General features: G+C 33.4%; 21 protein-coding genes. 16 read left to right on the top strand and 5 right to left on the bottom strand.

From position 1 onward, the window contains the following. Positions 1-10: 10 nt before the first annotated feature. The gene (locus Q0X14_RS04045) at positions 11-1,558 is read right to left on the bottom strand and encodes a tetratricopeptide repeat protein (protein WP_297842763.1); all 1,548 of its coding nucleotides are present in this window, start codon (positions 1,556-1,558) and stop codon (positions 11-13) included. 145 nt (positions 1,559-1,703) lie between these two features. On the opposite strand from Q0X14_RS04045, the gene Q0X14_RS04040 reads away from it, so the two are divergent. The 13 genes from Q0X14_RS04040 (at position 1,704) to Q0X14_RS03980 (ending at position 17,309) form a co-directional block, all read left to right on the top strand. After that, on the top strand, positions 1,704-4,139 hold the full coding sequence (locus Q0X14_RS04040; RefSeq protein WP_297842760.1) for a PP2C family protein-serine/threonine phosphatase: 2,436 nt from the start codon (positions 1,704-1,706) through the stop codon (positions 4,137-4,139). 64 nt (positions 4,140-4,203) lie between these two features. Beyond that, the gene (locus Q0X14_RS04035; protein ID WP_297842758.1) at positions 4,204-5,835 is read left to right on the top strand and encodes a CTP synthase; all 1,632 of its coding nucleotides are present in this window, start codon (positions 4,204-4,206) and stop codon (positions 5,833-5,835) included. Positions 5,836-5,841: 6 nt separating this feature from the next. Further along, entirely contained in the window at positions 5,842-6,621 is a 780-nt protein-coding gene (locus Q0X14_RS04030; protein ID WP_297842755.1) for a hypothetical protein, read from the top strand. A 148-nt stretch (positions 6,622-6,769) separates the two neighbouring features. Then, complete coding sequence (locus tag Q0X14_RS04025; RefSeq protein WP_297842752.1) at positions 6,770-7,348, top strand: hypothetical protein; 579 nt, start codon at positions 6,770-6,772, stop codon at positions 7,346-7,348. 67 nt (positions 7,349-7,415) lie between these two features. Continuing rightward, the gene (purN, locus tag Q0X14_RS04020) at positions 7,416-8,024 is read left to right on the top strand and encodes a phosphoribosylglycinamide formyltransferase (RefSeq protein WP_297842749.1); all 609 of its coding nucleotides are present in this window, start codon (positions 7,416-7,418) and stop codon (positions 8,022-8,024) included. Between the two features lie 10 nt (positions 8,025-8,034). After that, positions 8,035-9,552: a bifunctional phosphoribosylaminoimidazolecarboxamide formyltransferase/IMP cyclohydrolase gene (gene purH / locus Q0X14_RS04015; RefSeq protein ID WP_297842746.1), complete on the top strand. Its 1,518-nt coding sequence runs from the start codon at positions 8,035-8,037 to the stop codon at positions 9,550-9,552. 8 nt (positions 9,553-9,560) lie between these two features. Continuing rightward, on the top strand, positions 9,561-10,589 hold the full coding sequence (locus Q0X14_RS04010) for a rod shape-determining protein (RefSeq protein ID WP_014560707.1): 1,029 nt from the start codon (positions 9,561-9,563) through the stop codon (positions 10,587-10,589). Continuing rightward, the gene (gene mreC / locus Q0X14_RS04005; protein ID WP_297842741.1) at positions 10,589-11,425 is read left to right on the top strand and encodes a rod shape-determining protein MreC; all 837 of its coding nucleotides are present in this window, start codon (positions 10,589-10,591) and stop codon (positions 11,423-11,425) included. The genes Q0X14_RS04010 and mreC overlap by 1 nt, the downstream gene beginning before the upstream one ends. Next, positions 11,422-11,910 (top strand): rod shape-determining protein MreD, encoded by a 489-nt coding sequence (gene mreD, locus Q0X14_RS04000; RefSeq protein WP_297842740.1) that lies wholly within the window; start codon positions 11,422-11,424, stop codon positions 11,908-11,910. The genes mreC and mreD overlap by 4 nt, the downstream gene beginning before the upstream one ends. After that, a complete protein-coding gene (mrdA, locus tag Q0X14_RS03995) occupies positions 11,907-13,718 on the top strand; it encodes a penicillin-binding protein 2 (RefSeq protein ID WP_297842739.1) in 1,812 nt (603 codons plus the stop codon). Before mreD ends, mrdA begins: the two co-directional genes overlap by 4 nt. After that, positions 13,708-14,937 (top strand): rod shape-determining protein RodA, encoded by a 1,230-nt coding sequence (gene rodA, locus Q0X14_RS03990; protein ID WP_297842736.1) that lies wholly within the window; start codon positions 13,708-13,710, stop codon positions 14,935-14,937. Before mrdA ends, rodA begins: the two co-directional genes overlap by 11 nt. Positions 14,938-14,940: 3 nt before the next feature. Next, entirely contained in the window at positions 14,941-15,750 is an 810-nt protein-coding gene (pyrF, locus tag Q0X14_RS03985) for an orotidine-5'-phosphate decarboxylase (protein ID WP_297842734.1), read from the top strand. A gap of 80 nt (positions 15,751-15,830) precedes the next feature. Continuing rightward, positions 15,831-17,309, top strand: coding sequence for a DUF2851 family protein (locus Q0X14_RS03980; RefSeq protein WP_297842732.1), 1,479 nt, complete (start codon positions 15,831-15,833; stop codon positions 17,307-17,309). A gap of 2 nt (positions 17,310-17,311) precedes the next feature. Here the strand turns inward: Q0X14_RS03980 and Q0X14_RS03975 are convergent, their stop codons facing one another. From Q0X14_RS03975 to Q0X14_RS03965, 3 genes are read right to left on the bottom strand one after another with little or no spacing between them, the layout of a single operon-like run. Continuing rightward, positions 17,312-17,908: a bifunctional nuclease domain-containing protein gene (locus tag Q0X14_RS03975; protein WP_297842729.1), complete on the bottom strand. Its 597-nt coding sequence runs from the start codon at positions 17,906-17,908 to the stop codon at positions 17,312-17,314. A gap of 11 nt (positions 17,909-17,919) precedes the next feature. After that, a complete protein-coding gene (locus tag Q0X14_RS03970) occupies positions 17,920-18,888 on the bottom strand; it encodes an electron transfer flavoprotein subunit alpha/FixB family protein (RefSeq protein ID WP_297842724.1) in 969 nt (322 codons plus the stop codon). Positions 18,889-18,896: 8 nt separating this feature from the next. Beyond that, on the bottom strand, positions 18,897-19,649 hold the full coding sequence (locus Q0X14_RS03965) for an electron transfer flavoprotein subunit beta/FixA family protein (RefSeq protein WP_297842722.1): 753 nt from the start codon (positions 19,647-19,649) through the stop codon (positions 18,897-18,899). 215 nt (positions 19,650-19,864) lie between these two features. On the opposite strand from Q0X14_RS03965, the gene Q0X14_RS03960 reads away from it, so the two are divergent. Next, on the top strand, positions 19,865-20,149 hold the full coding sequence (locus Q0X14_RS03960) for an ATP-dependent Clp protease adaptor ClpS (RefSeq protein WP_297842720.1): 285 nt from the start codon (positions 19,865-19,867) through the stop codon (positions 20,147-20,149). On the opposite strand, the gene Q0X14_RS03955 is transcribed toward Q0X14_RS03960, so the two are convergent. Next, the gene (locus Q0X14_RS03955) at positions 20,150-20,563 is read right to left on the bottom strand and encodes an SET domain-containing protein-lysine N-methyltransferase (protein WP_297842717.1); all 414 of its coding nucleotides are present in this window, start codon (positions 20,561-20,563) and stop codon (positions 20,150-20,152) included. A gap of 311 nt (positions 20,564-20,874) precedes the next feature. Between Q0X14_RS03955 and Q0X14_RS03950 the strand changes: the two genes are divergently transcribed. Both Q0X14_RS03950 and Q0X14_RS03945 read left to right on the top strand, forming a co-directional pair. After that, positions 20,875-21,411: a cytochrome c family protein gene (locus Q0X14_RS03950; RefSeq protein ID WP_297842715.1), complete on the top strand. Its 537-nt coding sequence runs from the start codon at positions 20,875-20,877 to the stop codon at positions 21,409-21,411. An 18-nt stretch (positions 21,412-21,429) separates the two neighbouring features. After that, entirely contained in the window at positions 21,430-22,695 is a 1,266-nt protein-coding gene (locus Q0X14_RS03945; protein WP_297842712.1) for a hypothetical protein, read from the top strand. Positions 22,696-22,701 lie beyond the last annotated feature (6 nt).

Raw genomic sequence — 22,701 nt, 5'->3', positions numbered from 1 at the left:
AGAAAAAAATTTAGTTCACAATAAATTCAGTTGAAGTTGGTCTGATTTCATCATAAAGATTTTTTAATTGTTCATATGCAAATCGGTTTCCGCGGAATGCAGCTAATCGAAAATATTTAACAGCCAGAGCTTCATTTTTATTTGTTCCAATTCCTTTCAAATAACAAATACCAAGAGCAGACTGCGAAATAACAGAACCTTTCTCTGCAAAATTAATTAAAGCTGAGACTAATCGCTTACTGTTATCACTTTGTTGCTCTTTTAATATTTCACCTACTACAATCCTAATTGTTGCTTCAACACTTCCAAGTTGCTCAGCTTCTTTCCAAATCTGAAAAGCAGCTGATTCATTTTTTTGTAAATAATCTCCTGTGAAATAATTCAATCCAAGCTCGACCATTGAAGGAATGTGTTTTAGACCTGCTGCTGATTGTAATACTCTGAAAGTTTCGTTGATTACTAATTCGTTGTTGTAACCAAATCTTGATAAACCATACCATACAAACATTGCATCAGCATTTTGATTCAAAACTTCTTTTTGTAAAATGTTATTGAAATTATTCTTCTGTGTTAACTGATACAAAAGAAATGGTGCCCGGAATGATTCATATCTGATTGCTCTTAGATAATATCCGGCTGCTGTAATGATGTCCTTCTTGAAGTAAATGCCTTCTTCGAACAATTTTCCGACTAAAGTAAGAGCTTCGGGCGAACCATAATTGCACAGTTCCAATAAAATATTAATTTGATCATTACCAATAATTTCATTTATTGATTTAGCATTTTTCAATCTTAGCGTATCAAGAATATTCGTAATACCAGTTCTTGTGAGATCATTTATAAGTTCTATATCTTTCACTTCATGCTGAGTTGTATCTTCGAGTGCATCAAAATTTATAAAACTAAGTCCCAAAGATTTTTCAACGGTAGTTTGGCTTGAGGAATTTAATTCTGATTTAGAGGTAACATCATCTTTTGATATTTTTTCCTCAGCTAAAGCTTTACCTGTTTTAACTGAGTCAATAAAACCAGGACGGACTTTTGAAGCTAATTCATCCAGAATCTCCTGTTCAACAGCATAGCCATTTTCTTTTGCAAGATTGATGAAATAAAATGCTTTTTCCCAACTGCGGGGCACAATAAGATTATCAGTGAAAAGTATTCCTGTCACATATTGCGCTTGCGGCATTCCTTTAGAAGCAGCAATTCTAAAGTATCTGAAAGCTTCAAATGGATTCCAGTCAACACCCCAACCATTCATCAGTAATATTCCATAATTATATGCTGCTGCGCTAAGATTTTGATCAGCAGCTAATTTAATCCATTTCACTGCCAGAGCGGTGTCAGCCGCCATTCCTTCTCCAAGTAATAATCGGATACCAAGCTCGTGTTGTGCTAGAGCATCACCCGAATTTGCTTCCTGCAACAATCTGAATTGCTGAAGAAGTTGATATGATAAATCAGGTCTGTAAAAATATGGATTAGTTTTTACAGGTCTGTTTTTCTTGAAAGCAAGACTTTGTGTTGTATCTTGTGAATATAGATTGAAGCTGGACAAGATTATCAGAAATAAGAAAAAATATTTTTTTGTGAAGACTATCAAATGATAATTCTATTGAAGTAAAATTTATTTTGTTATTGCTTGCAAATTTATGATTTTTCTTTTGATTATTTAGTGAAAAATGTAAGTCGTTAAAATCATCATGTCGCTCAGCAATATAAAAATTATAATTCTTATAATATCAGTATTCATAGTTTCACTTCTGACAATAAATTATCTGACACCAGATTACCATCCTGATGGCGGATTGAAGTTAAAGTTAAGTAAAGATGAAATTTCTGAAATTGGTAATAAAATAGTTAAATCTTACAGACCTGAACTGAAGGATGAAAAACGAAATCTATCACTTGAATCTAATCCCGCAATTTTAAGATGGCTAAGAAGTACAAACAGAATTGATTCTGCCAACAGAAAAATAAGAGAGCAAAACTTATCTTATTTCTGGCTATTAAAAGTTTTATCGGTTAATGATACTAATCTCCTTATCACTTCGGATAAAAATCAAAATATTGAAACCAGCACAGTGCTTGAATTAAAAATTTCTCAGGAAGGTAAATTAATTGCTATCTCCGAAGTCTTTAATGAAACAAAGATTACAAATTATTTCAGTGAAGATTCTGCAAAATCATTTCTTGAAAGACAAATATCATCACTTGCTGATTACATCTCATTCACAAATGATTCACAAAAAATAAATTTCGGGTCTTACTTATTTACGCTGGACAAAATAGAGTTAATCCAAAAGCTTAACAGAAAAGATTACAATTTTGTATGGAAAGGTTACGATGATTCCGGTCAGTTAATTTATCTGAAGGCAAGTATTATTGGCGATAAATTAAAATCGTTTGAATTAATACTTCCTGTGCCAGATGAATACTCAAATTCTGACCCTGATATTTATGAAATAGTGACAACCATATTTTTGTTATTATTTGTACTGATAATGGTCATTGTCATTGGACTGAAAAGAATTAAAGCTTATGAGATTGGTTATAAAAATGCAATCATATTCGCATTTATCTACACATTCTTTTTTGCGCTTGCTCAAATTCTTGAATTAAGCTTTGATTTCCACTGGAATATTATGCTTGGGATTATCATAGCAGGAATTTTTATTTTTCTCTCAGCAGTTGCTCTCTGGGCAGTTGGAGAAACCTATTTAAGAGAAATCTGGAACGAAAAGTTTTCTTCCTTTGATTTAATCCGGCACAAATATTTAAATCATAGCATAATTGGGAGAACACTATCAGTGTCAGTTGCTGCAGGATTATTTTTAACAGCGATTTATCTGATACTAATTAAATTTGAATCAAATTACTTCTATCTGAACTTTACTTCAAAGAATTTTCAAACCGTAAAACATATTAATTCTGATTATCCTTTATTCTATTTATTCTCAAGCAGTATTAGTTCAAATCTTTTACTGATTATTCCACTACTGTTTTTTATATCGGGTTCAGTAGTAAGATATTTTAATGAAAGAATTGGTTTCATTTCTGTCAACTCGATTTTGTTTGCATTGCTTATATATCTTTTTATTGAACCAATTTATGCAAGTCTGATTGTCAGCTTTGCTATTGGTATAATTCTATCCATTCTTTTTTATGAATTTGATTTACTGACTACGAGTATTTCATTTATACTCTTTAATTTTTTTCTGCGTGCGGCTGATTTTAGTTTTATTGGAAATGAATCTTTCACGCATTACTGGACTTTAACAATTTTGCTTTCAGCAATTTCAATCATAATTGGTTTTGTCTTTATTCTGACAAAAGATAAATCAGTTGATGTAAATTCTTTAGCTCCAAAGTTTCTTGAAAACATCACTGAGCGACAGCGAATGAAAAAAGAACTGGAGGTAGCACGAATTGTTCAAATGAGTTTTCTTCCTAAAAAAGATCCGGTTTTGAATGGTGTTCAGATTGCCTCGGTTTGTATTCCTGCGTTTGAAGTGGGCGGAGATTATTATGATTTCATTAAATTAAGTGAAAATAAAATCGGTATCATAATAGGCGATGTATCAGGGAAAGGAACTCAGGCAGCATTCTATATGACACTTGCAAAAGGATTTATCAAAGCTATTGCAAAAGAGTCCGATTCGCCGGCGGATATTCTTTCAAAGATGAATGAACTGTTTTATGAAAATGTTGAACGAGGAAGATTCATTAGTATGATTTATGCAATACTTGATTTGGAAAAAAGAGTAATTAAAATTGCAAGAGCCGGACACAATCCGGTGTTGATAAATCATAACTCGGGAAAAATAAATCTGATTACTCCAAAAGGTTTAGCACTTGGACTTGAAAAAGGGATAATCTTTCGTCAGGTTATTTCTGAAGAGATAATTCAACTTGAAAAGGGAAATACTTTTGTTTTTTATACTGACGGATTTACGGAAGCAATTAACAGTAAAGGTGAAGAGTTTGGATTGGATAGAATTCAAAAAATATTAGAACAATATTCTTATGAATCAGCTGAGAAGATTCGGGAAATTTTATTGGCCGAAGTGAAAAAATTTATTGGTAAAACTCATCAATATGATGATATGACAATGGTAATCGTCAAAGTAAATTCATAATAATCAAACATTTAATTGATAATCAAGCTCTGTTAATCTATATTTGAAAGCAAAAAAAATCAGAATGTCACCACGAAAAAAAGTTAAATTTATCTTTGTAACAGGCGGAGTTGTTTCCTCATTAGGAAAAGGAATTACTGCCTCTTCACTCGGACTTCTTCTTAAACAACGCGGATTCAGAGTTACAATTCAAAAGTTTGATCCTTACATCAATGTTGATCCAGGAACTATGAGTCCATTTCAGCATGGCGAAGTTTATGTGACTGATGACGGCGCTGAGACAGATCTGGATTTAGGACATTATGAACGTTTTCTCGATGTGAATATGACCCGAGCTAATAACACAACTACCGGTCAGGTTTACAATGAAGTTATCACCAAAGAAAGAAGAGGAGATTTTCTTGGGGCAACAGTTCAGGTAATTCCTCATATAACTGATGAAATTAAACAGAGAATGCTGAAGCTTAGTGAACTTGGTGAATATGATGTGATTATAACTGAAATTGGTGGAACAGTTGGTGATATTGAATCTCTTCCTTTTATTGAGGCAATGCGTCAGTTAATGTTGCAGTTTGGAAGAGCAAACACAATGAGTATTCATGTTACTCTTGTTCCTTACATTGCATCTGCGGGCGAAGTAAAAACCAAACCAACACAGCACAGTGTAAAAAATCTTCTCGAACTCGGGATACAACCTGATGTTTTGATTTGCAGGTCGGAGAAAAAACTTTCAAGAGACATTAGAGAAAAGATTGCTCTTTTCTGCAATATAAATTCCAATGCTGTTATCTCTGCTTATGACTGTTCTTCAATTTATGAAGTTCCTTTGGTTTTATATAAAGAAAAGTTTGATCAGATTGTAATGAACAGACTGCATTTGCCGGATAGAAAAATAAAACTCGAGGAATGGGAGAATTTTGTCGAGAGTATAAAAAATCCTGATGAAAAAGTTGAAATTGCTTTGGTAGGAAAATACACAGAGCATCTTGATGCATACAAAAGTATTATGGAATCTTTTGTTCATGCTGGTGCTGAAAATAATTGTAAAGTAGTTGTAAAACCAATCAGTGCTGAGCAAGTTGAAGCAGAAGAACCGGAAAAATTATTTTCAAATGTAAGTGGAATCCTGGTGCCAGGTGGATTTGGTGAAAGAGGAATTGAAGGGAAAATAAAAGCAGTTCAATATGCACGAGAAAATAAAATTCCTTTCTTCGGAATTTGTCTTGGTTTACAATGTGCTGTAATCGAATTTGCAAGAAATGTGTGTGGAATCAAGAATGCTCACAGTTCTGAATTTAAGAATACAAAATATGCTGTTATTGATTTGATGCCTGAACAAAAGAATATTAAAAATATGGGCGCAACAATGCGGCTTGGTGCTTATCCTTGTGTTGTTAAAGAAAAAACAAATGCATTTGAAGCATATAAAACAGCATACATTTCGGAGCGCCACCGACATCGTTATGAGGTAAATAATAAATTCAGATCTGTGCTTACTGAACATGGAATGATATTAAGTGGTTTATCTCCGGATAAAGAATTAGTCGAGATAATAGAATTACCAAATCATCCCTGGTTCCTTGCTTGTCAATTTCATCCTGAACTTAAATCAAGAGCAACAAATGCTCATCCGCTATTCAGAGAATTTGTTAAAGCTTCATTGAATTTCTCTAAAGCTAAAGAGAACGGACAATAATATCTGATGAAAAAAAATCTGGTAATTGCTTTAATTATTATCTTTTCAATCTCTTTAAATTCTCAGACTGCAGACAAACAGATTCAATCAGCAGTCTCAAAATTTTATAACTTCAATTTTTCAAAAGCATCTGATGAATTAGACTTGTTCTCGAAAAAGTACCCGAATGACCATCGTGGTTTTTACTACAAATCGGTTATGAATTCATGGTTTTTCCTCGGGACATTAAATGAAGCATTTATCGACAGCTTCAATTTTTATTCTAAGAAAGCTGCAACGATTTTAGAGCAACTTGATGATGATAAAGAAGCAGATAAAATTAAAAAATTATTCTGGCTTGGAATGATTGATTACAATAACTCTGTTGTTTCTGCTCGCAACAATGATTTTGCAAGTGCTTTAGTATCAACAACGAGTATGAGAAACAGACTCGAAGAAGCTATTAAAATAAACCCTGATTTTTATGACGCTTATCTTGGACTTGGATTATCAAACTTTGCTTTCGCAGAGATTCCTGCCGCATTAAAATGGGCTGCGAACCTGGTTGGTTTCAACTCTGATAAAGAATTAGGTTTAAGTTATATTCAATTAGTAGCGGAAAAAGGTAATGTACTAAAAACTGATGCTCAATTTTATCTTTCACAAATTTATTCGCGTACGATAATTGATTATCCCGAAGCTGAAAAAATTCTTACAAAGCTTGTTAAATCTTATCCGAAAAATCTTTTATTCAATTATTCACTTGCTTCAATTAAATATGAATTGAATGATTTAACTAGCCTCTGAAAAGATACTTCGAAATATCATCTCATCGAATGACAGTTTATTCCCCTTTATAACTTCAAATTCTCATTTATTACTTGCTAATATTTTCTTTACAAAAGAACAGTATGATTCCGCTATAGTTCACTACAATTTATTCAGAGATAATCGTGTGAATAATGATTATGTTGGATTTGCAAATCTAAGAACCGGAATTTGTTTTGAGCTACTTGGCAACAGAAAACAAGCGATTAAATTTTACGAAAAATCTGATGAAGGGAATAAAGATATTGATGAAGACATTTATGCGGAGAGGTTAGGGAAAATTTTTGTTCAGAAACCAATCACTGAAGACTTTAAAACCATTCAGCATTTAAAGAATCTTTTGAAACTTAAAATGTACAAAGATGCAGAAGAACTTCTTACAAAAACTCTTTCAGAACAAGGAACATCAACTAATCTTAAAGCTGAATTATATCTGTTATTGAGTGAATTACAACTAATAAAAAAGAATTATGATGATGCTCTGGAAAATGCACTTCTTTGCTTGAAGTTTAATGGTGATAAAGAAAATACTATTGCCGCCGAAGCATATTATCGTGCTGCTGTTTCACTTTCAAATCTCAAACGGGAAACAGAAGCATTATATTATTTGAAAAAGATTGAAAGTATTGATGATTTTGACTTCAGGACTACGATAAAAAACAAAGCTTATTCGCTCTTAAGAAAAATCAATAAACAATCTGATTAAAATCAGGCATTAAATTGAAAATGAGCGCCTGATTGTATAATTTTCGCCTCAAATTAAGGTATTTTTTGTGCTAAGAGTAGCTGTTTTTGTTTCCGGCAGAGGTTCGAATCTCAAAGCAATTTTAACTCACACTGATTTAGCAAACCTAATTAAAGTTATTGCAGTTTTCAGTGATAAATCAGATTGTGCAGCTTTTGAGATTGCTAAAAGTTTTGGAATAGAAACGAAAGTAATTGGAAAAGGTGAAAATAAAATTGACACTGCTGATTTATTGAGTGTGCTTAAGAGTTATAATTTGGATTTGATTGTTTTAGCCGGTTACCTGAAACTGATACCATTGGATGTAGTTAAACATTTTGAAAATCGTATTATCAATATCCATCCGGCACTCCTTCCATCTTTTGGTGGAAAAGGAATGTATGGAATGAATGTTCATAATGCTGTATTTAATTCTTCTGCAAAGGTTAGCGGAGCAACTGTTCATTTTGTTGATCCTGAATATGACAGAGGAAAAATAATTGCTCAAAGATGTGTTGATATTTCAGATGTTAAGTCGCCTGAAGAAATTGCTGAACGAGTTTTGAAAATTGAACATCAATTATTGCCCGAAGTAATAAAAGCTTTTGCGGAAAATAAAATTAAAATTGAAGATAACAGAGTAGTAATTAAATCTTAGGTCGAATAAATTGAAAAAGTTTGCTCTTATAAGTGTTTCGGACAAAACAGGAATCGTTGATTTCGCAAAATCACTTCTAAAGTTTGATTATGAAATTTTAGCAACCGGAAATACTGCCAAACTATTAACTCAAAACTCTGTCCCTGTTACAGAAGTAAGTGATTTAACAGGTTTCCCGGAGATTTTTGAAGGCAGAGTTAAAACACTTCATCCGAAAGTTTTTGGAGGAATTCTTTTCAGAAGAGACAATCCTGAGGATAAAAATCAGGCGAATGAAAATTCAATACTTCCGATTGATATCGTATGCGTGAATCTTTATCCTTTCGTACAGACCATTAAAAAAGAAAATGTTTCTCTCGATGATGTTATTGAAAATATTGATATCGGTGGACCTAGCTTAGTTCGTGCCGCTGCTAAGAATTACAAATATGTTTCGATTCTTACAAGTCCAGAACAATATAAAAATTTCATTTCTGAACTTGAAAAAGGAAACATTTCTGATAAAACCAAAGAGCAGCTTGCCGTTGCGGCGTTTTCATACACGTCAAATTATGACACTCATATAGCAAATTATCTTGAGCAAAGATTTGATTTGGAGAAATCTCATATAAGAATAAATGAAAAACTAAACCGAAAATTACGTTACGGTGAAAATCCTCATCAGTCAGCAAAAGTATTTGGAAATTTTGATGAGTACTTTGAAGTTTTTCATGGGAAAGAAATTTCGTACAATAATATTTTAGATTTGGTTGCTGCAGTAGAACTCTGTGAAGAACTTGGTGATAATGCTTGCGCGATAATCAAACATAATAATGCTGCCGGAGCCGCTATTGGTGCATTTCCGCTTGATGCTTATCTGAAAGCATTAAAATGTGACCCTGTTTCTGCCTTTGGTGGAATAGTCGCGTTTAATGATGAAGTTGATGAGAAGACAGCAGAAAAGTTAAATGAAATTTTTCTTGAAATAATTTGTGCACCTTCATTTAGTGATGAAGCATTAGCTATTCTTAAAAAGAAAAAAGACAGAAGACTTGTAAGAAAGTTGAAAAAAATAAATGAGCCGGGATTATCTGCGAGAAGTATTCCGGGAGGTATTCTTGTTCAGGATAAAGATTTGGTCACTTTGAATAAAGATGAGCTCCAAATTGTAACCAACAGGAAACCAACTGAAAAAGAACTTGAAGATTTGACTTTTGCATGGATTGTTGCTAAACATACAAAGTCAAATGCAATTGTTTTTGCAAAAGATAAAGCTACGCTTGGAGTTGGCGCGGGACAAATGTCCAGACTTGATTCAGCTAAAATTGCTTATATGAAAGCTAAAGAACACGGACTTGATTTGACAAACTCGGTTGCTGCATCAGATGCATTTTTTCCATTTGCTGATGGGTTGCTTGAAATTATAAAATGTGGAGCAACTGCAGTTATTCAACCAGGTGGCTCTGTAAGAGATCAGGAAGTTATTGAGGCTGCAAATCAAAATAATATTACAATGGTATTTACTGGTATCAGACACTTTAAACACTAAGAGGACTTATGGGAATATTTGATTTTTTTTCAAATGATATAGCAATTGATTTAGGAACTGCCAATACTCTTATCTATGTAAAGGGTAAAGGAATTGTTTTAAACGAACCATCAATCGTTGCATTTGATAAAAACACAAAACGAATTATAGCTCTTGGCAATAAAGCCAAGGAAATGCAGGGAAGAGAACACAAAGAAATTAAAGTTACAAGACCGATGCGTGATGGAGTAATTGCCGATTTTGAAATTGCTGAAGGAATGATAAGAGCTTTTATAAAGAAGGTTCGTGGCTCCGGAGCTATGGGAAGCAGAAGAGTCGTTGTTGCTGTGCCAAGCGGTGTTACTGAAGTTGAAAAAAGAGCTGTAAGAGATTCAGCCGAGCACGCTGGTGCAAAAGAAGTTCATCTGATTGCTGAACCAATGGCTGCTGCAATTGGAATTGGAATAGATGTCGAAGCTCCTGTTGGAAATATGATTATTGATATTGGTGGTGGCACAACTGAAATTGCGGTTATTGCATTATCAGGAATTGTTAATGAAGAATCAATAAGAATTGCTGGCGATGAAATGAATTACGCAATTATGCAGTTCTTCAAAAAAAATCACAACATATTGATTGGAGAAAGAACTGCCGAAGCGATTAAATGCGAAGTTGGTTCTGCAGTTCCGTTAAAAGAAGAAATTACAATTCAGGTTAAAGGTAGAGACCTTGTCGGAGGAGTTCCTAAAACCACTGAAGTCAGTTCAGTAGAAATCCGTGAAGCACTTAACGAAGCAGTTGTTCAAATTGTTGATGCTGTAAGACAAACATTAGAAAGAACTCCACCCGAACTTTCTGCTGATATTCTTGACCGGGGAGTAATGCTCACAGGCGGTGGAGCATTGTTAAAAGGACTTGATGAAAGAATCAGAATGGAAACTAATCTTCCTGTGCATGTTGCAGAAGATCCTCTTACAGCCGTTGCCCGAGGTGCAGGTAAAGTTATTGAAAATATGAATCAGTATTCGAAAGTTCTTATTCGCAACAGAAGATATTAATGATAAGATTTCTAAATTCGGTTTGGTATAACTTCAAAGAATATATCATTCTAACAGTTCTTGTTATCTTAAGTTTATTCATTATCTCACAAAACCATTCTCCTGCAGTCCAAAGAGTAAGAGCCATCTCATTCGGAACATTTGCAACTGTTACATCAGTTGTTTCAGATGTTGTGAATATTAAAAGCTTAAAAAAAGAAAATGAACAGTTGCGGGAAACTAATGCAAAACTGATGCTTCAGTTAAGTAAACTAAGAGAAGCAGCAATAATAAATGAAGAGCTTAAAGGTTTAGTCACTCTGAAAGATACATCCGGTTATCCTTTGATTCCAGCTAGTGTAGTATCAAAATCTTTATCCAGAGTACAGGGAACAATTACATTGAATGTCGGAAACTCCGATTCAGTTAAAGTTGGCATGCCTGTTCTAACTGATAAAGGATTGGTTGGAATTATTTATTCAGTTTCAGGTAACTATTCAATTGCAAGAACATTACAAAATGTTGATTTGAAAATTACTGTTAAAGATGAAAGAACTAGAGAAAATGGTTTAATGAAATGGAATGGAGAAAATCTTGTTATCATCAATGTTCCAAAAACCTATCAGATAAAAAAAGGTGATAGAATAGTTACTTCTGAGTTAAGCTCGCTTGTACCATTTCCAATTCCGGTTGGCGTTGCTGCTGGTAGTAATAATGTTGAAACAGGAATATTTAATGAAATAAAAGTCATCCCATTTGTTGATTTCTCAAAAGTTGAAAATGTATTTGTATTAAAAACAGTTGCGAGCAAAGAAATTGATAGTCTCGAATTAAATTTTTTGAAAAAGTTTCAATGAAGTTTAACTATATCATATCAATATTAATTTTCATTCCCGTTTTAATAATTCAAACGACTGTTGTTCCACTTGTTTCAATTGGTGAAGTTGTTCCTGATTTAATTTTAATTCTGCTTGTTTATTACTCTATAACCGAAGGACAGATTTACGGAACAGTTTTAGGATTTATTTATGGATTATTCTTTGATTTAGTTACAGGCAGTTTACTTGGAAGCACTATGATTGCTAAAACTGTAGCAGGTTTTGTTGCAGGCTATTTCTCTTCAGAAAACAAAGTTGATATTTACTTGATGTTTTTCAATTTCGGATTGATTGTATTTTTAGCTGCGTTGGTTGATCAGATTATTTATTCATTTTTCTCTGCTTTTGATATATCATCAAATATTTTAATGATATTCTTTCAGAATGCTTTTCTACCAGCTTTTTATACTGCTTTATTAAGCATGATTATAATAATTTTTGTTCCGAAAAAAAGAATTTTATGAACGCAGTAAACTTTGCATCAGTAAACAGAAAAACAATTTTATACAGTATCATCATTTTGATATTTGCTGTATTCTCTGTGCGTTTATTCCAGATGCAAATAATTAATCACGAAGCTTATGATGAAAAATCCGCTGGCAATAGCATTAAACCAATTGAGCAGATTCCTTTGCGCGGTGTATTTTATGACAGGAATATGAATGTTCTTGTTGATAATATCCCTGCCTACACTCTTCGTATTACTCCTGCTGATTATGACACAAGTCTGAATAAAGTACTCGATAAAGTTCTTGGAGTTAATTCGGGATATGTTGCCAGCATACTGAAAAGAAATCAAATTTATTCCAAGTACATTCCAATCAGAATAAGAAGAGGAATTGATTTCAGTGTGGTTTCCTGGCTTGAGGAAAATTCAGAGTTTCTTCCTGGTGTTGATTACATTGTTGAGATGCAAAGAGGTTATCCTTATGGTGTGATGGGTTCTCATCTCTTCGGATACACGAAAGAAATTTCTTCACAGCAATTGGAAAAAGAAAAAGATTATTATCGTCCCGGTGATTATGTCGGACATAATGGAATTGAAAAACAATATGAAAAAGATTTAAGAGGTGAAAAAGGTTTTCACTATGTATTAGTTGATTCAAGAAGAAGAGAAATTGGCAGATATAAAGATGGGGCAAATGATAAAGAATCAATAAAAGGTCGCGATTTAGTTTTATCTATTGATGGAGATGTTCAGAAAGTTGCTGAAGAAGAATTAAGAGGAAAAAGAGGTGCTGTAGTTGCAATTGAACCTTCAACCGGAGAAATACTTGCTTTAGTAAGTGCTCCGGAATATGATTTGAATCAATTTTCATATATCACTTCCAAAGATTTTTTACAGGAACTTTATTCAGATCCGGATAAACCTTTGTTCAATCGTGCTACTATGTCATTAAAGCCACCAGGATCAACTTTCAAAGTACTTGCAGCTATCGCCGCACTTGATTTAGGTTTAATTGATGTGAATACAACAATTTATTGCGGTGGTGGGTTTACCTTTGGAAGGTTCTTTAAATGTCATGGCTCGCACGGATCAGTTAATGTTGTGCACGCAATTGAAAAATCTTGTAATACTTTTTTCTATAATTTGATTTACAAAATTGGTCTCGAAAAATGGAAAGAGTACGCAGCAAAATTTGGATTCAATCAGAAAACCGGAATTGATATAGGTGAAGAAGCTGCCGGTTTTATACCTGATGAATCTTATTATAAAAAACTCTATGGCGATAACTGGCCAAGAAGCATAATGGCAAGTTTAGGAATTGGTCAGGGCGAAGTAAGTGTAACTCCGCTTCAGCTCGCAAAGTATGTTGCTTTGATAGCAAATGATGGAAAGTCTTTTGCACCACATATTGTAAAAGGTTACCTTGATAACAAGACCGGCGAAATAGTTCCGTTCAGGTTTGATGAAATTAATTTGAAAATTAAAAAAGAAGTTTTTGATATCGTTAAACAGGGAATGTTTTTAGTAGTTCAAGGTTCAGGAACTGCGACACATTTAAGAAATCCGGATTATCACATATCAGGTAAAACCGGAACAGCACAAAATCCTCACGGAAAGGATCACGCATTTTTTATTGGTTTCGCTCCATCTGAAAATCCTAAAATTGCAGTTGCTGTGGTTGTTGAAAATGTTGGTTTTGGCGGTACTCATGCAGCACCTATTGCCAAAAAAATGATGGATGCTTATTTGTTGAAAGATAAATTGAAAAATCAGAAACAAAAGGTTGAACAACCTGTAATTGCAGGAGCACAAATTGAGGATTGATTATAAAATATCTGATAAGTTTGACTTTAAAATTTTTATTCCGGTTTTAATCCTTAACATCATTGGACTTGCTGCAATTTATAGTGCTACATTAAACAACCCACAGGCAGCAGGAAATTTTGAAAAGCAATTATTATTTACTGTTCTTGGTTATATTGGATTTTTTATAACATATGCATTACCAACAAATACAATAAAATTTATTTCAATCCCGACATATCTTCTCTCATTGTTATTCTTAGTAGTTGTGCTTGTTATCGGCAAAAAAGTTTCAGGTGCAAAAAGCTGGCTTGGGCTTGGTTCATTTGGGTTTCAACCATCCGAATTTGCTAAAATCGGAACTATACTTTTGCTTGCCAATTTTCTGACCAGATTAAATAACAATATTGATTCCTTCAAAGATATTCTTATTGCATTGGCAATCGGATTTGTTCCAATTGGTTTGATTTTGCTTGAACCTGATATGGGAACATCAATTATATTTTTCTCATTCATCTTAATTGTTCTTTTCTGGAAGGGAATAAGCTTACTTGGTTTATTTGTTGTTCTTTCGCCCGGATTTGTTGCAGTTGCATCTCTATTCGGATCTATTCCATTTATAGCATCACTTATCATTGTATTGGTAGTTTTATTTTTCTTTAAGAGAGATTTGTTTTTTAATGGCTCTGTGTTCGCGATAAATCTTGCAGCAGGATTTTTCACGGATAATTTATATAATGCTTTAAGTCCACATCAGCAAGCAAGAATAAAATCATTTATTGATCCGATGAGCGACCCTTTAGGTTCAGGTTACAATTCAATACAGGCAATGGTTGCAATAGGAAGTGGGGGAATTTTTGGTAAAGGTTATTTGCAGGGAAATCAAACTCAGCTGCAATATATCCCTGAGCAATGGACTGATTTTATTTACTGTGCAATTGGTGAAGAGTTTGGATTTATCGGTGCTATGCTTGTTCTATCTCTATTTCTAATAATCTTTCTCAGACTTTTAAATATTGCTTCGTCAACAAAAGATGAATTTTTAAGTTTGGTTATAATAGGAATATTTGGTGTTTACTTTACACACTTTCTCATCAATGTTGGAATGGTTATCGGAATTCTTCCAATTATTGGAGTGCCATTACCATTTGTAAGTTACGGTGGTAGTTCATTCCTGCTAAATATGTTTATGCTCGGAATTGTTCTGAATATTTATCGAACAAGAAAAAACTATGCTTAATATATGAAAGCTTTAGAAAAGTTATTGCTTAAAAATGATGAATTAAAATTTGTTTGTGTTGGATTAGATTCAGACCTGACTAAAATTCCGCAATATTTACTTTCTGAAACAGAACCAATTTTTGAATTCAACAGAAATATTGTAGAAGCCACAAAAGAATTTGCAGCTGCTTATAAAATTAATTTTGCTTTTTATGAAGCACTCGGGCAAAAAGGATTTGAGATTATTGAAAAGACCTTGGAATTTATTCCAGATGATATTTTAACAATTGCTGATGCAAAGCGCGGCGATATTGGAAACACTTCTGAAATGTATGCGAAGTCTGTATTTGAGCACTTTGGATTTGATGCTATTACGCTTCATCCATATATGGGAAAGGATTCACTTCAACCTTTCCTCAACTATAAAGATAAATTGAATTTTATTCTTGCCTTAACTTCTAATCCGGGCTCTATTGATTTTGAAAAACAAATTCTTAAAGATGGAACATTTCTTTACCAAAGAATAATAAGTTTAACTACTGATTGGAATATTGATAAAAACTGCGGAATCGTCTTTGGCGCTACTAATTTGGATGAACTCAAAACTAATATCAATTCATTTTCCGATTTGAGTGTTCTTCTTCCGGGAGTTGGAGCACAGGGAGGAAGTTTTGAGGATGTATTAAAAGTTTTTCACGGTCAGAACAGAAAAAATTTTATTGTGAATATCAGCAGAGGGATTATCTATTTGTCATCTGAAAAAGATTTCGGTCAACTTGCTGAAAAAGAAATTCAACGATTAAATGAAATAGCCAAACAAATTTTTTCTTAATAATAAATACTGTTTGATAAATAAATTTCATTTATTTTTGAATCAGAGTTTTATCCAAGCTTAATTTAAGCGAGGTTCCCGTGAAAAAATATTCCAGAATTCCCGAGCAACTTATTTATAAGATTTGGGAGGAAAAACAATTTAGTGAGGTTCTGAAAACTTCTGACGGAACTGAAATAGAAGTTATCGACCCTGGCTCAAAGAATAGTGATAAAGCTGGACCAGATTTTCATAATGCAAGAATTAGAATTGGAAATATTACTTTCACCGGTGATGTTGAAATCGATACTTTTCATTCCGACTGGCGTTCACACGGTCATCATCTGAATCAAAGATACAATAAAACAATTCTTCATATTACCATTGCTGATAATCAATCATCTGGTTATGTAATAACTCAGAGTGGAAGACATGTCCCAACACTTAATCTCAGTAAATATTTATCTCAACCACTACGCGAAACACTCTTAACAGAAATTTCTAAAATTGGTGAAGATGAAATTAAAATGCCTTGCAGTGAGGTTGCGGATGAAGCTCCAATCGAACTCAAATTAAAATTCATTAAAGAACTTGGTTTACAGAGGTACAGAAAAAAATGTGATAGATTTCTTGCACGTTTGAAAGAGTTAATAGTTTTACACGAAGTAATGATAAGTGAACCCAAAATAAATCATGATTTTCACAAAGAAATTGAAGAAAGAACTTTCACATCGAGTGATTTTGAAAACGCTGAGATTTGGCAACAACTTCTTTACGAAGAAATATTTGAGGCGTTAGGTTATTCCAAGAATAAAGATATAATGATGAAATTAAGTCACGCGATTGACATCAACTTTTTCAGAAGAATACCAAAGGAAAATTTTATTCCGCAAGCAGAAAGTGCTTTGTTTTTTATAAGCGGATTAGTCCCTGAATTAAATAAACTCGAAGATGAAGAAACAACTGAGTACATTCGAAATTTATACGAGAATTGGGAGCAATTAAAATCTGGTTATGATGGAGTTTATTTTAATAAATCACACTGGCACTTCTTTAAACTCAGACCACAGAACTTTCCGACTGTTCGGCTTGCAGCAGGTGCAAGATTACTGGACAGAATTCTGAATAAAAATTTATTCAGCAGAATAATAGGTGCAGTTTCAAGCATTCAGAATAACTATAAGTTGATTTCTAAACTAAGAGATTTACTTATTGTTAAAGGTGAAGATTATTGGGCGAAGCATTTTAATTTTAATAAGCCAGTCAGAACCGACATCAAGTATTTTATTGGATTGGGCAGAGCGGATGAAACAATTGTTAATATTATTTTACCAATTCTGACAGTTTACTTTGAGATATTCGATAAAAGGAAATTGGCTGAGCGCGTTCTTGCTCTATACATTCATTTTACACAAAAGGAAAGTAATCACCTTGTTGATGAAGTTAGCGAAGTACTAAATATATCAGATAAAAAATTAAGAAGTGTATATTATCAGGGAATGATAGAGCTTTTCAGAAATTTTTGCATCAAGCAGCAATGCATAGAGTGTGAAATAGGTAAAAAAGTTTTTGCAAGCTGATACTAATTACTTTGAGTTAACTTTTTAATATCATCCCTTAGTTTTGCAGCTCTTTCATATTCTTCTTTCTCAAGTGCTTCTCTCAACTTTTCCTGAAGAGCTGCAATCTGTGCTTCTTTGGATTTGGGTAAACTTTCGCCCGGTTTTTTTTCTTCTTCAAAACTTTCAGTTAAATCTGTTTCTGCTTCATCAGTCGGAATAAATGAAGCTGCTTCCATAACTGCTTCAGCAACGTAAATCGGGGCATCTGTTCTTACTGCCAAAGCCATAGCATCACTTGGTCTTGCATCTATTTCATTTGTCAATCCACTTACATCAAGAACTATCTTTGCATAAAAAGTATTTTCTCTTAATTCACTAATCACAATTTCAACGACTGTTCCTCCGAGATTATCAATTACGCTTTTGAGTAAATCATGAGTTAAAGGACGGGGAGGTTTTATACCTTCCATTTCCAAAGCAATTGCCTGAGCTTCGAAATGTCCGATGATAATTGGAAGCCGTCTGTTCCCATCAATCTCTTTCAATAATATTGCATAAGCTCCACCTGTAGATGGACTGGATGAAAGACCTACTATTTCGCACTGAACTTTATCCAATTTAATACCTGCTATGATTTTAATTTTTTTATTTCTTCAGTTAATGCAGGAAGAATTTCAAAAACATCGCCTGCAATTCCATAATCAGCCACATTAAAAATTGGTGCATCTTTATCTTTATTAATTGCTACGATATATTTTGAAGAAGACATACCAGCTAAATGTTGAATCGCACCTGAAATTCCGCAAGCAATATAAAGTGAAGGAGAAACAGTTTTACCAGTTTGTCCAACTTGCTCACGATGTGGTCTCCATCCGGCATCAACAACCGCTCTGGAAGCTCCTACCGCTGCACCAAGCACTTCAGCTAATTCTTCAATAAGATGAAAGTTTTCGGGCCCTTTCATTCCTCTGCCACCGGATACAATTATATCAGCTTCAGCAACATCAAGTTTACCTTCGGATTTTTTGAAAGCCGTAACTTTTGTTTTCAAGTTCGGATTATCAATTTGCTTTTCTTCAATTTGGACTGTTGATGAATCAACTGCCTGTGGTTTGAAAACATTAGGTCTGATTGTAAATATTTTTATGTCACTTTTAAGTTTAACATCAATTAAAGCTTTGCCAGCATAAACTGGTCTAGTAGCAATTACTTCATTATCCTTTACTTCAAGTTTCATACAATCCATAACTATTCCCGAATTCAACTTAACTGCAACTCTCGGTGCAAGATCAACACCCATTGCTGTATTCGGGAATATCAAAATCTTTGCTTCATTTTCTTTAGCAAAAGAAGCAATTGCTTCAGCATAAGCTGATGAAGAATAATTTTCTAATGATTCATTTTTAAGATGGGTTAATTTGCTAATTCCAAATTTTGATAACTCATTTAAGTTAGAAATTTCTTTCCCAACAACAACAGCTTCTGCTTGCAAACCAAGTTGATTAGCAAGATTGAGTGCTACGGAAGCCGCTTCAAATGATACCTTTTTAAGATTTCCTTCTCTTTGTTCGAGTACTGCTAAAATTTTTTCTGCCATAATAATTCCTATATTACTTTTGCTTCTTCTCTTAATAATCTGACTAACTCAGGAACAGCAGATTTGTCTGTTCCAAGAATTCTTCCCGGTTGTTTTGATGGTGGTAGATGCATATCGAGAATTTCTGTAAATACTTCAGAATCGAATGCAGGTTTCTCTGCTATAGTTTTTTTCTTAGCTGCCATAATACCTTTCAGCGAAGCATATCTTGGTTCATTCAATCCTTTCTGAGCTGTAATAACTGCGGGCAGTTCTGTTTCCACTACTTCGCGTCCACCTTCAATTTCTCTTTCAGCAATAATTTTATTTCCATCGAGTTTGAAGTCAACAACAACTGAGATACAATTATAACCAAGCATCTCAGCTACAAGTTGTCCGGTAATTCCGCTATCGAAATCTACTGACTGCTTTCCACAGAAAACAAGTTCACATCCAAGCGATTTTATTTCTTCAGAAAGAGCTTTTGCAATTGCAATTGAGTCTTTATAACCAGAACTTTTTAGTAATATTGCTTCATCAGCACCCATTGCAAGAGCTTTACGCAGTGTTTCTTTAACTGAATCGTCTCCGACTGAAATAACATAGACTACAGAATCCCCACCAATTTTCTCTTTAGTTTTAAGTGCTTCTTCAATTGCAAATTCATCATAAGGATTAATTATATAAGTAACACCAGTTGGATCAATTGATTTGTGATCAGAACCAATTTTTATCCTTGTAGCAGTGTCCGGAACCTGACTGACACATACTGCTATTTTCATTTTTCCTCCTTCAAAAACTTATTTTTTTGTGCGAAAAATATAAAGATGCACCTTTATAAATGCAATTCAGTTGAAAATATAACAAAGAGAGAATTTATAATTAATATTTTGATCAATAATTATTTATCAAACAAAATCTATTGATTAGAAACCTCTATCGGTTCAGGATTTTTTTATATTTTTGCAGTGTAGAACAATAAGAACCATATTTAGATATGCCAGAGTTACCAACTCAAAAACCTACTTTTGAAGAAGATGTAGATTCGATAAACGATATTGCAAGCCGGGTAGTGCTTTATAATGATGACTGGCACACTTTCGATGAAGTTATTGCTCAGTTAATTAAAGCAATAAACTGTACTTATGAGCAAGCAAGAGCATTATCATTTGAAGTTCATGTAAAAGGTAAGGCAATTGTATTCAGTGGTTCAATGCCAGACTGCCTTAAAGTGTCGTCAATTCTTGAAGAGATTGCACTTCACACACAAATTATTACCTGATCAAGCAGCAGATTCAAGTTTATTATCGCAGCTTTTGCAGGAACACTCTTCATAAATTTCTTCGTAACCATAATCAATTGTTAATTCTTCTCCCGCTTCAATATCTCTTGATGCAATAAGTACAAGATTTCCGGATTCATCTTCATCTATATAACAATTGCAATTACAACTGTGATTAATATACTTAATCTTCTCTGTTGATGATGCATCGATATAAGTGTTATCATCTTTCCAGAAGATATAAACATTATTCTCTTCGTTTTCTCTTCTTATGCATTCTGCTGCATCTATTTCTTCACCTTCAATCAGAAGTATCCGCTGATATTTCTTTATAGGAATATTTGTAAAAATACCATTACCATGAACATTCGATTCTTTAACAACTATATTTTCATAAAGGTAATCCAAAGACATAAAGTTTCCTTGCTTATTCTTTTTAACTTGTTCTAAAATTGCAGCGCAAAGTTAATCATTTCATCATAACTGATAAATAGTTCTTGTATTAAGTTTTCTTAAAGTTGAAAAGTATCATTATTTAATTCTTAAAAATGAAATCATTAGCTTGAATATTTCTTGATAACCTTCAAAAATAAATGGTATGAAATTGGCAATGTTTGATTGTTATGAATAATAAATGAATTACGAATTTTTTTTTGATTCTCTTTCATTTATTAAAAAAAATTCTGATTTTACAAGAGGAAATAATAAACTTCTTAGGAGGTTCTATGAGACACCTGGTAATCTTCCTTATAACATTTCTATTTATTAGCCCCGACTTATTCTCACAAAACAACTTCACCTATGTTGGGGTAGATCAATGTGTTATGTGCCATAAAACTGAAAAGCAGGGAAGTCAGTTAAGTATTTGGAAAAACAGCAAACATTCCAAAGCTTATGAAACTTTGAAGACAGACAAAGCTAACCAGATTGCCAAAGAAAAAGGATTTACAACTCCTGCTATTGAAACAGAGGACTGCCTTAAGTGTCACGCAACTGGTTATAACCTTGATAAAGCAATGCTTGGCAATAAATTTAAAGTTGAAGATGGAGTTCAGTGCGAAACCTGCCACGGACCTGGTTCTGCTTACAAAGATATGAAAGTTATGAAAGATAAAGCATTAGCTATTAAGAATGGATTAATTGTCCATGAAGAAAAAGAAAAATTCTGTATTGGATGTCATAATGCAGAAAGTCCAACATATACCGGATTTGAGTTTGAAGAATCGTGGGAAAAAATCAAACATAATGTTCCAAAAAACTAACTAAGAAAGAATGCATCTATGAAACAACTGCTGATTTTCTTTCTGTTGATATTCTGCGGAGTTTTATTTCCACAGAATATCAATGGAAGATTCTCATCATCGCTTTACAGCTTTGAAAGATTTGATTCAGCAGATGTGTCCAAAAATCACTTAAGGGCATATCAGATGTTGAATCTAAATCTCAACTACGGAGATGTTTCCATCCGCTCATATCTGAATTTTGAAAATGATTTTGCTCAGGATATTAAAGATGATCCTCGGCTCAGATTTTATAATCTTTATCTTGAAGCAAGAAATATTTTCAATATCGGTACTCTAAAGTTAGGCCGCCAACCAATTATCAATAGTGTTGTTGGAGGACTGATGGATGGTGTCTCTCTTTCACTTCGCAAAGCTGATTTTCAGCTTAGCGGCTTTTATGGTGGTAATGTTCCTGCATATCAGAAACTTGAATTGATTGAAAATTTTTCAGATAATTATATTGCTGGTGGGAAGCTTTCAACTACCATAATCAGGAATCTGCAACTTGGAGTTGGTTATGTAAATAAAAACTTCAAACCTCTTGATTACAAAGCAATCCGCCTTGATCCGGATCTGAACCCGATAGAAGTATTAATTCAAAATAAGTCAAACCAATATCAATTTATAATTGGTGAAGCTTCTTATTATTTGCCAGAAAAATTCTCAATCGATGTTAATTACGAATATGATTTGAATTTTAAGGAGACTTCCAAAATTGAATTTGATGGGCGATACGAGGAAATAAAAGATCTTGGTTTGAACTTCTACTACAGCTTCAGAGAACCCAAGATACGATACAATTCTATTTTCAGTGTCTTCGATTATGGTAACACTGAAGAAATTGAAATGGGTGCTGATATCAGAATCAATGAAAACTTTACAGTACTTGGTCAACTAGGAATTGTTAACTACAAGGATGATAATGCTTCAAGAGTTGGAATTGGTTTAGCTACAAGTGTAGGAACATTTAATTATAAAAAGACTTTTGGATACGCTGGTCAGATGGATGCTATATCAGGTTATTCAGCATACACATTAGCCGATGGATTAATAACACCTTCAGCTGGATTTTCGTACACAACATATAAACTTTCTCCTGATGCTGAAGAAAATTCTATTACATCTATACTTGTTGGTATGAATCTGAGACCATTCAGAAAACTGTCGTTCGATATACAGGGACAGTATATGGATAACAAAATCTATAAAGATGATTTCAGATTACTGTTCAAGTTAAATCATTGGTTTAATCTAAATCTGTAGAGAAGT

It is taken from the genome of Ignavibacterium sp., from assembly GCF_025998815.1.
Lineage (GTDB): Bacteria > Bacteroidota > Ignavibacteria > Ignavibacteriales > Ignavibacteriaceae > Ignavibacterium.
Note: the sequence above shows the minus strand (reverse complement) of the source record. Positions and strands in the feature narration are given on the sequence as shown.

Coding starts and splice junctions, on each gene's coding strand:
- Q0X14_RS04040 (WP_297842760.1), top strand. CDS start 1,704: ATGTCGCTCAGCAATATAAAAATTATAATTCTTATAATATCAGTATTC.
- Q0X14_RS04035 (WP_297842758.1), top strand. CDS start 4,204: ATGTCACCACGAAAAAAAGTTAAATTTATCTTTGTAACAGGCGGAGTT.
- Q0X14_RS04030 (WP_297842755.1), top strand. CDS start 5,842: ATGAAAAAAAATCTGGTAATTGCTTTAATTATTATCTTTTCAATCTCT.
- Q0X14_RS04010 (WP_014560707.1), top strand. CDS start 9,561: ATGGGAATATTTGATTTTTTTTCAAATGATATAGCAATTGATTTAGGA.
- mreC (WP_297842741.1), top strand. CDS start 10,589: ATGATAAGATTTCTAAATTCGGTTTGGTATAACTTCAAAGAATATATC.
- mreD (WP_297842740.1), top strand. CDS start 11,422: ATGAAGTTTAACTATATCATATCAATATTAATTTTCATTCCCGTTTTA.
- mrdA (WP_297842739.1), top strand. CDS start 11,907: ATGAACGCAGTAAACTTTGCATCAGTAAACAGAAAAACAATTTTATAC.
- pyrF (WP_297842734.1), top strand. CDS start 14,941: ATGAAAGCTTTAGAAAAGTTATTGCTTAAAAATGATGAATTAAAATTT.
- Q0X14_RS03970 (WP_297842724.1), bottom strand. CDS start 18,888: ATGGCAGAAAAAATTTTAGCAGTACTCGAACAAAGAGAAGGAAATCTT.
- Q0X14_RS03965 (WP_297842722.1), bottom strand. CDS start 19,649: ATGAAAATAGCAGTATGTGTCAGTCAGGTTCCGGACACTGCTACAAGG.
- Q0X14_RS03960 (WP_297842720.1), top strand. CDS start 19,865: ATGCCAGAGTTACCAACTCAAAAACCTACTTTTGAAGAAGATGTAGAT.
- Q0X14_RS03955 (WP_297842717.1), bottom strand. CDS start 20,563: ATGTCTTTGGATTACCTTTATGAAAATATAGTTGTTAAAGAATCGAAT.
- Q0X14_RS03950 (WP_297842715.1), top strand. CDS start 20,875: ATGAGACACCTGGTAATCTTCCTTATAACATTTCTATTTATTAGCCCC.
- Q0X14_RS03945 (WP_297842712.1), top strand. CDS start 21,430: ATGAAACAACTGCTGATTTTCTTTCTGTTGATATTCTGCGGAGTTTTA.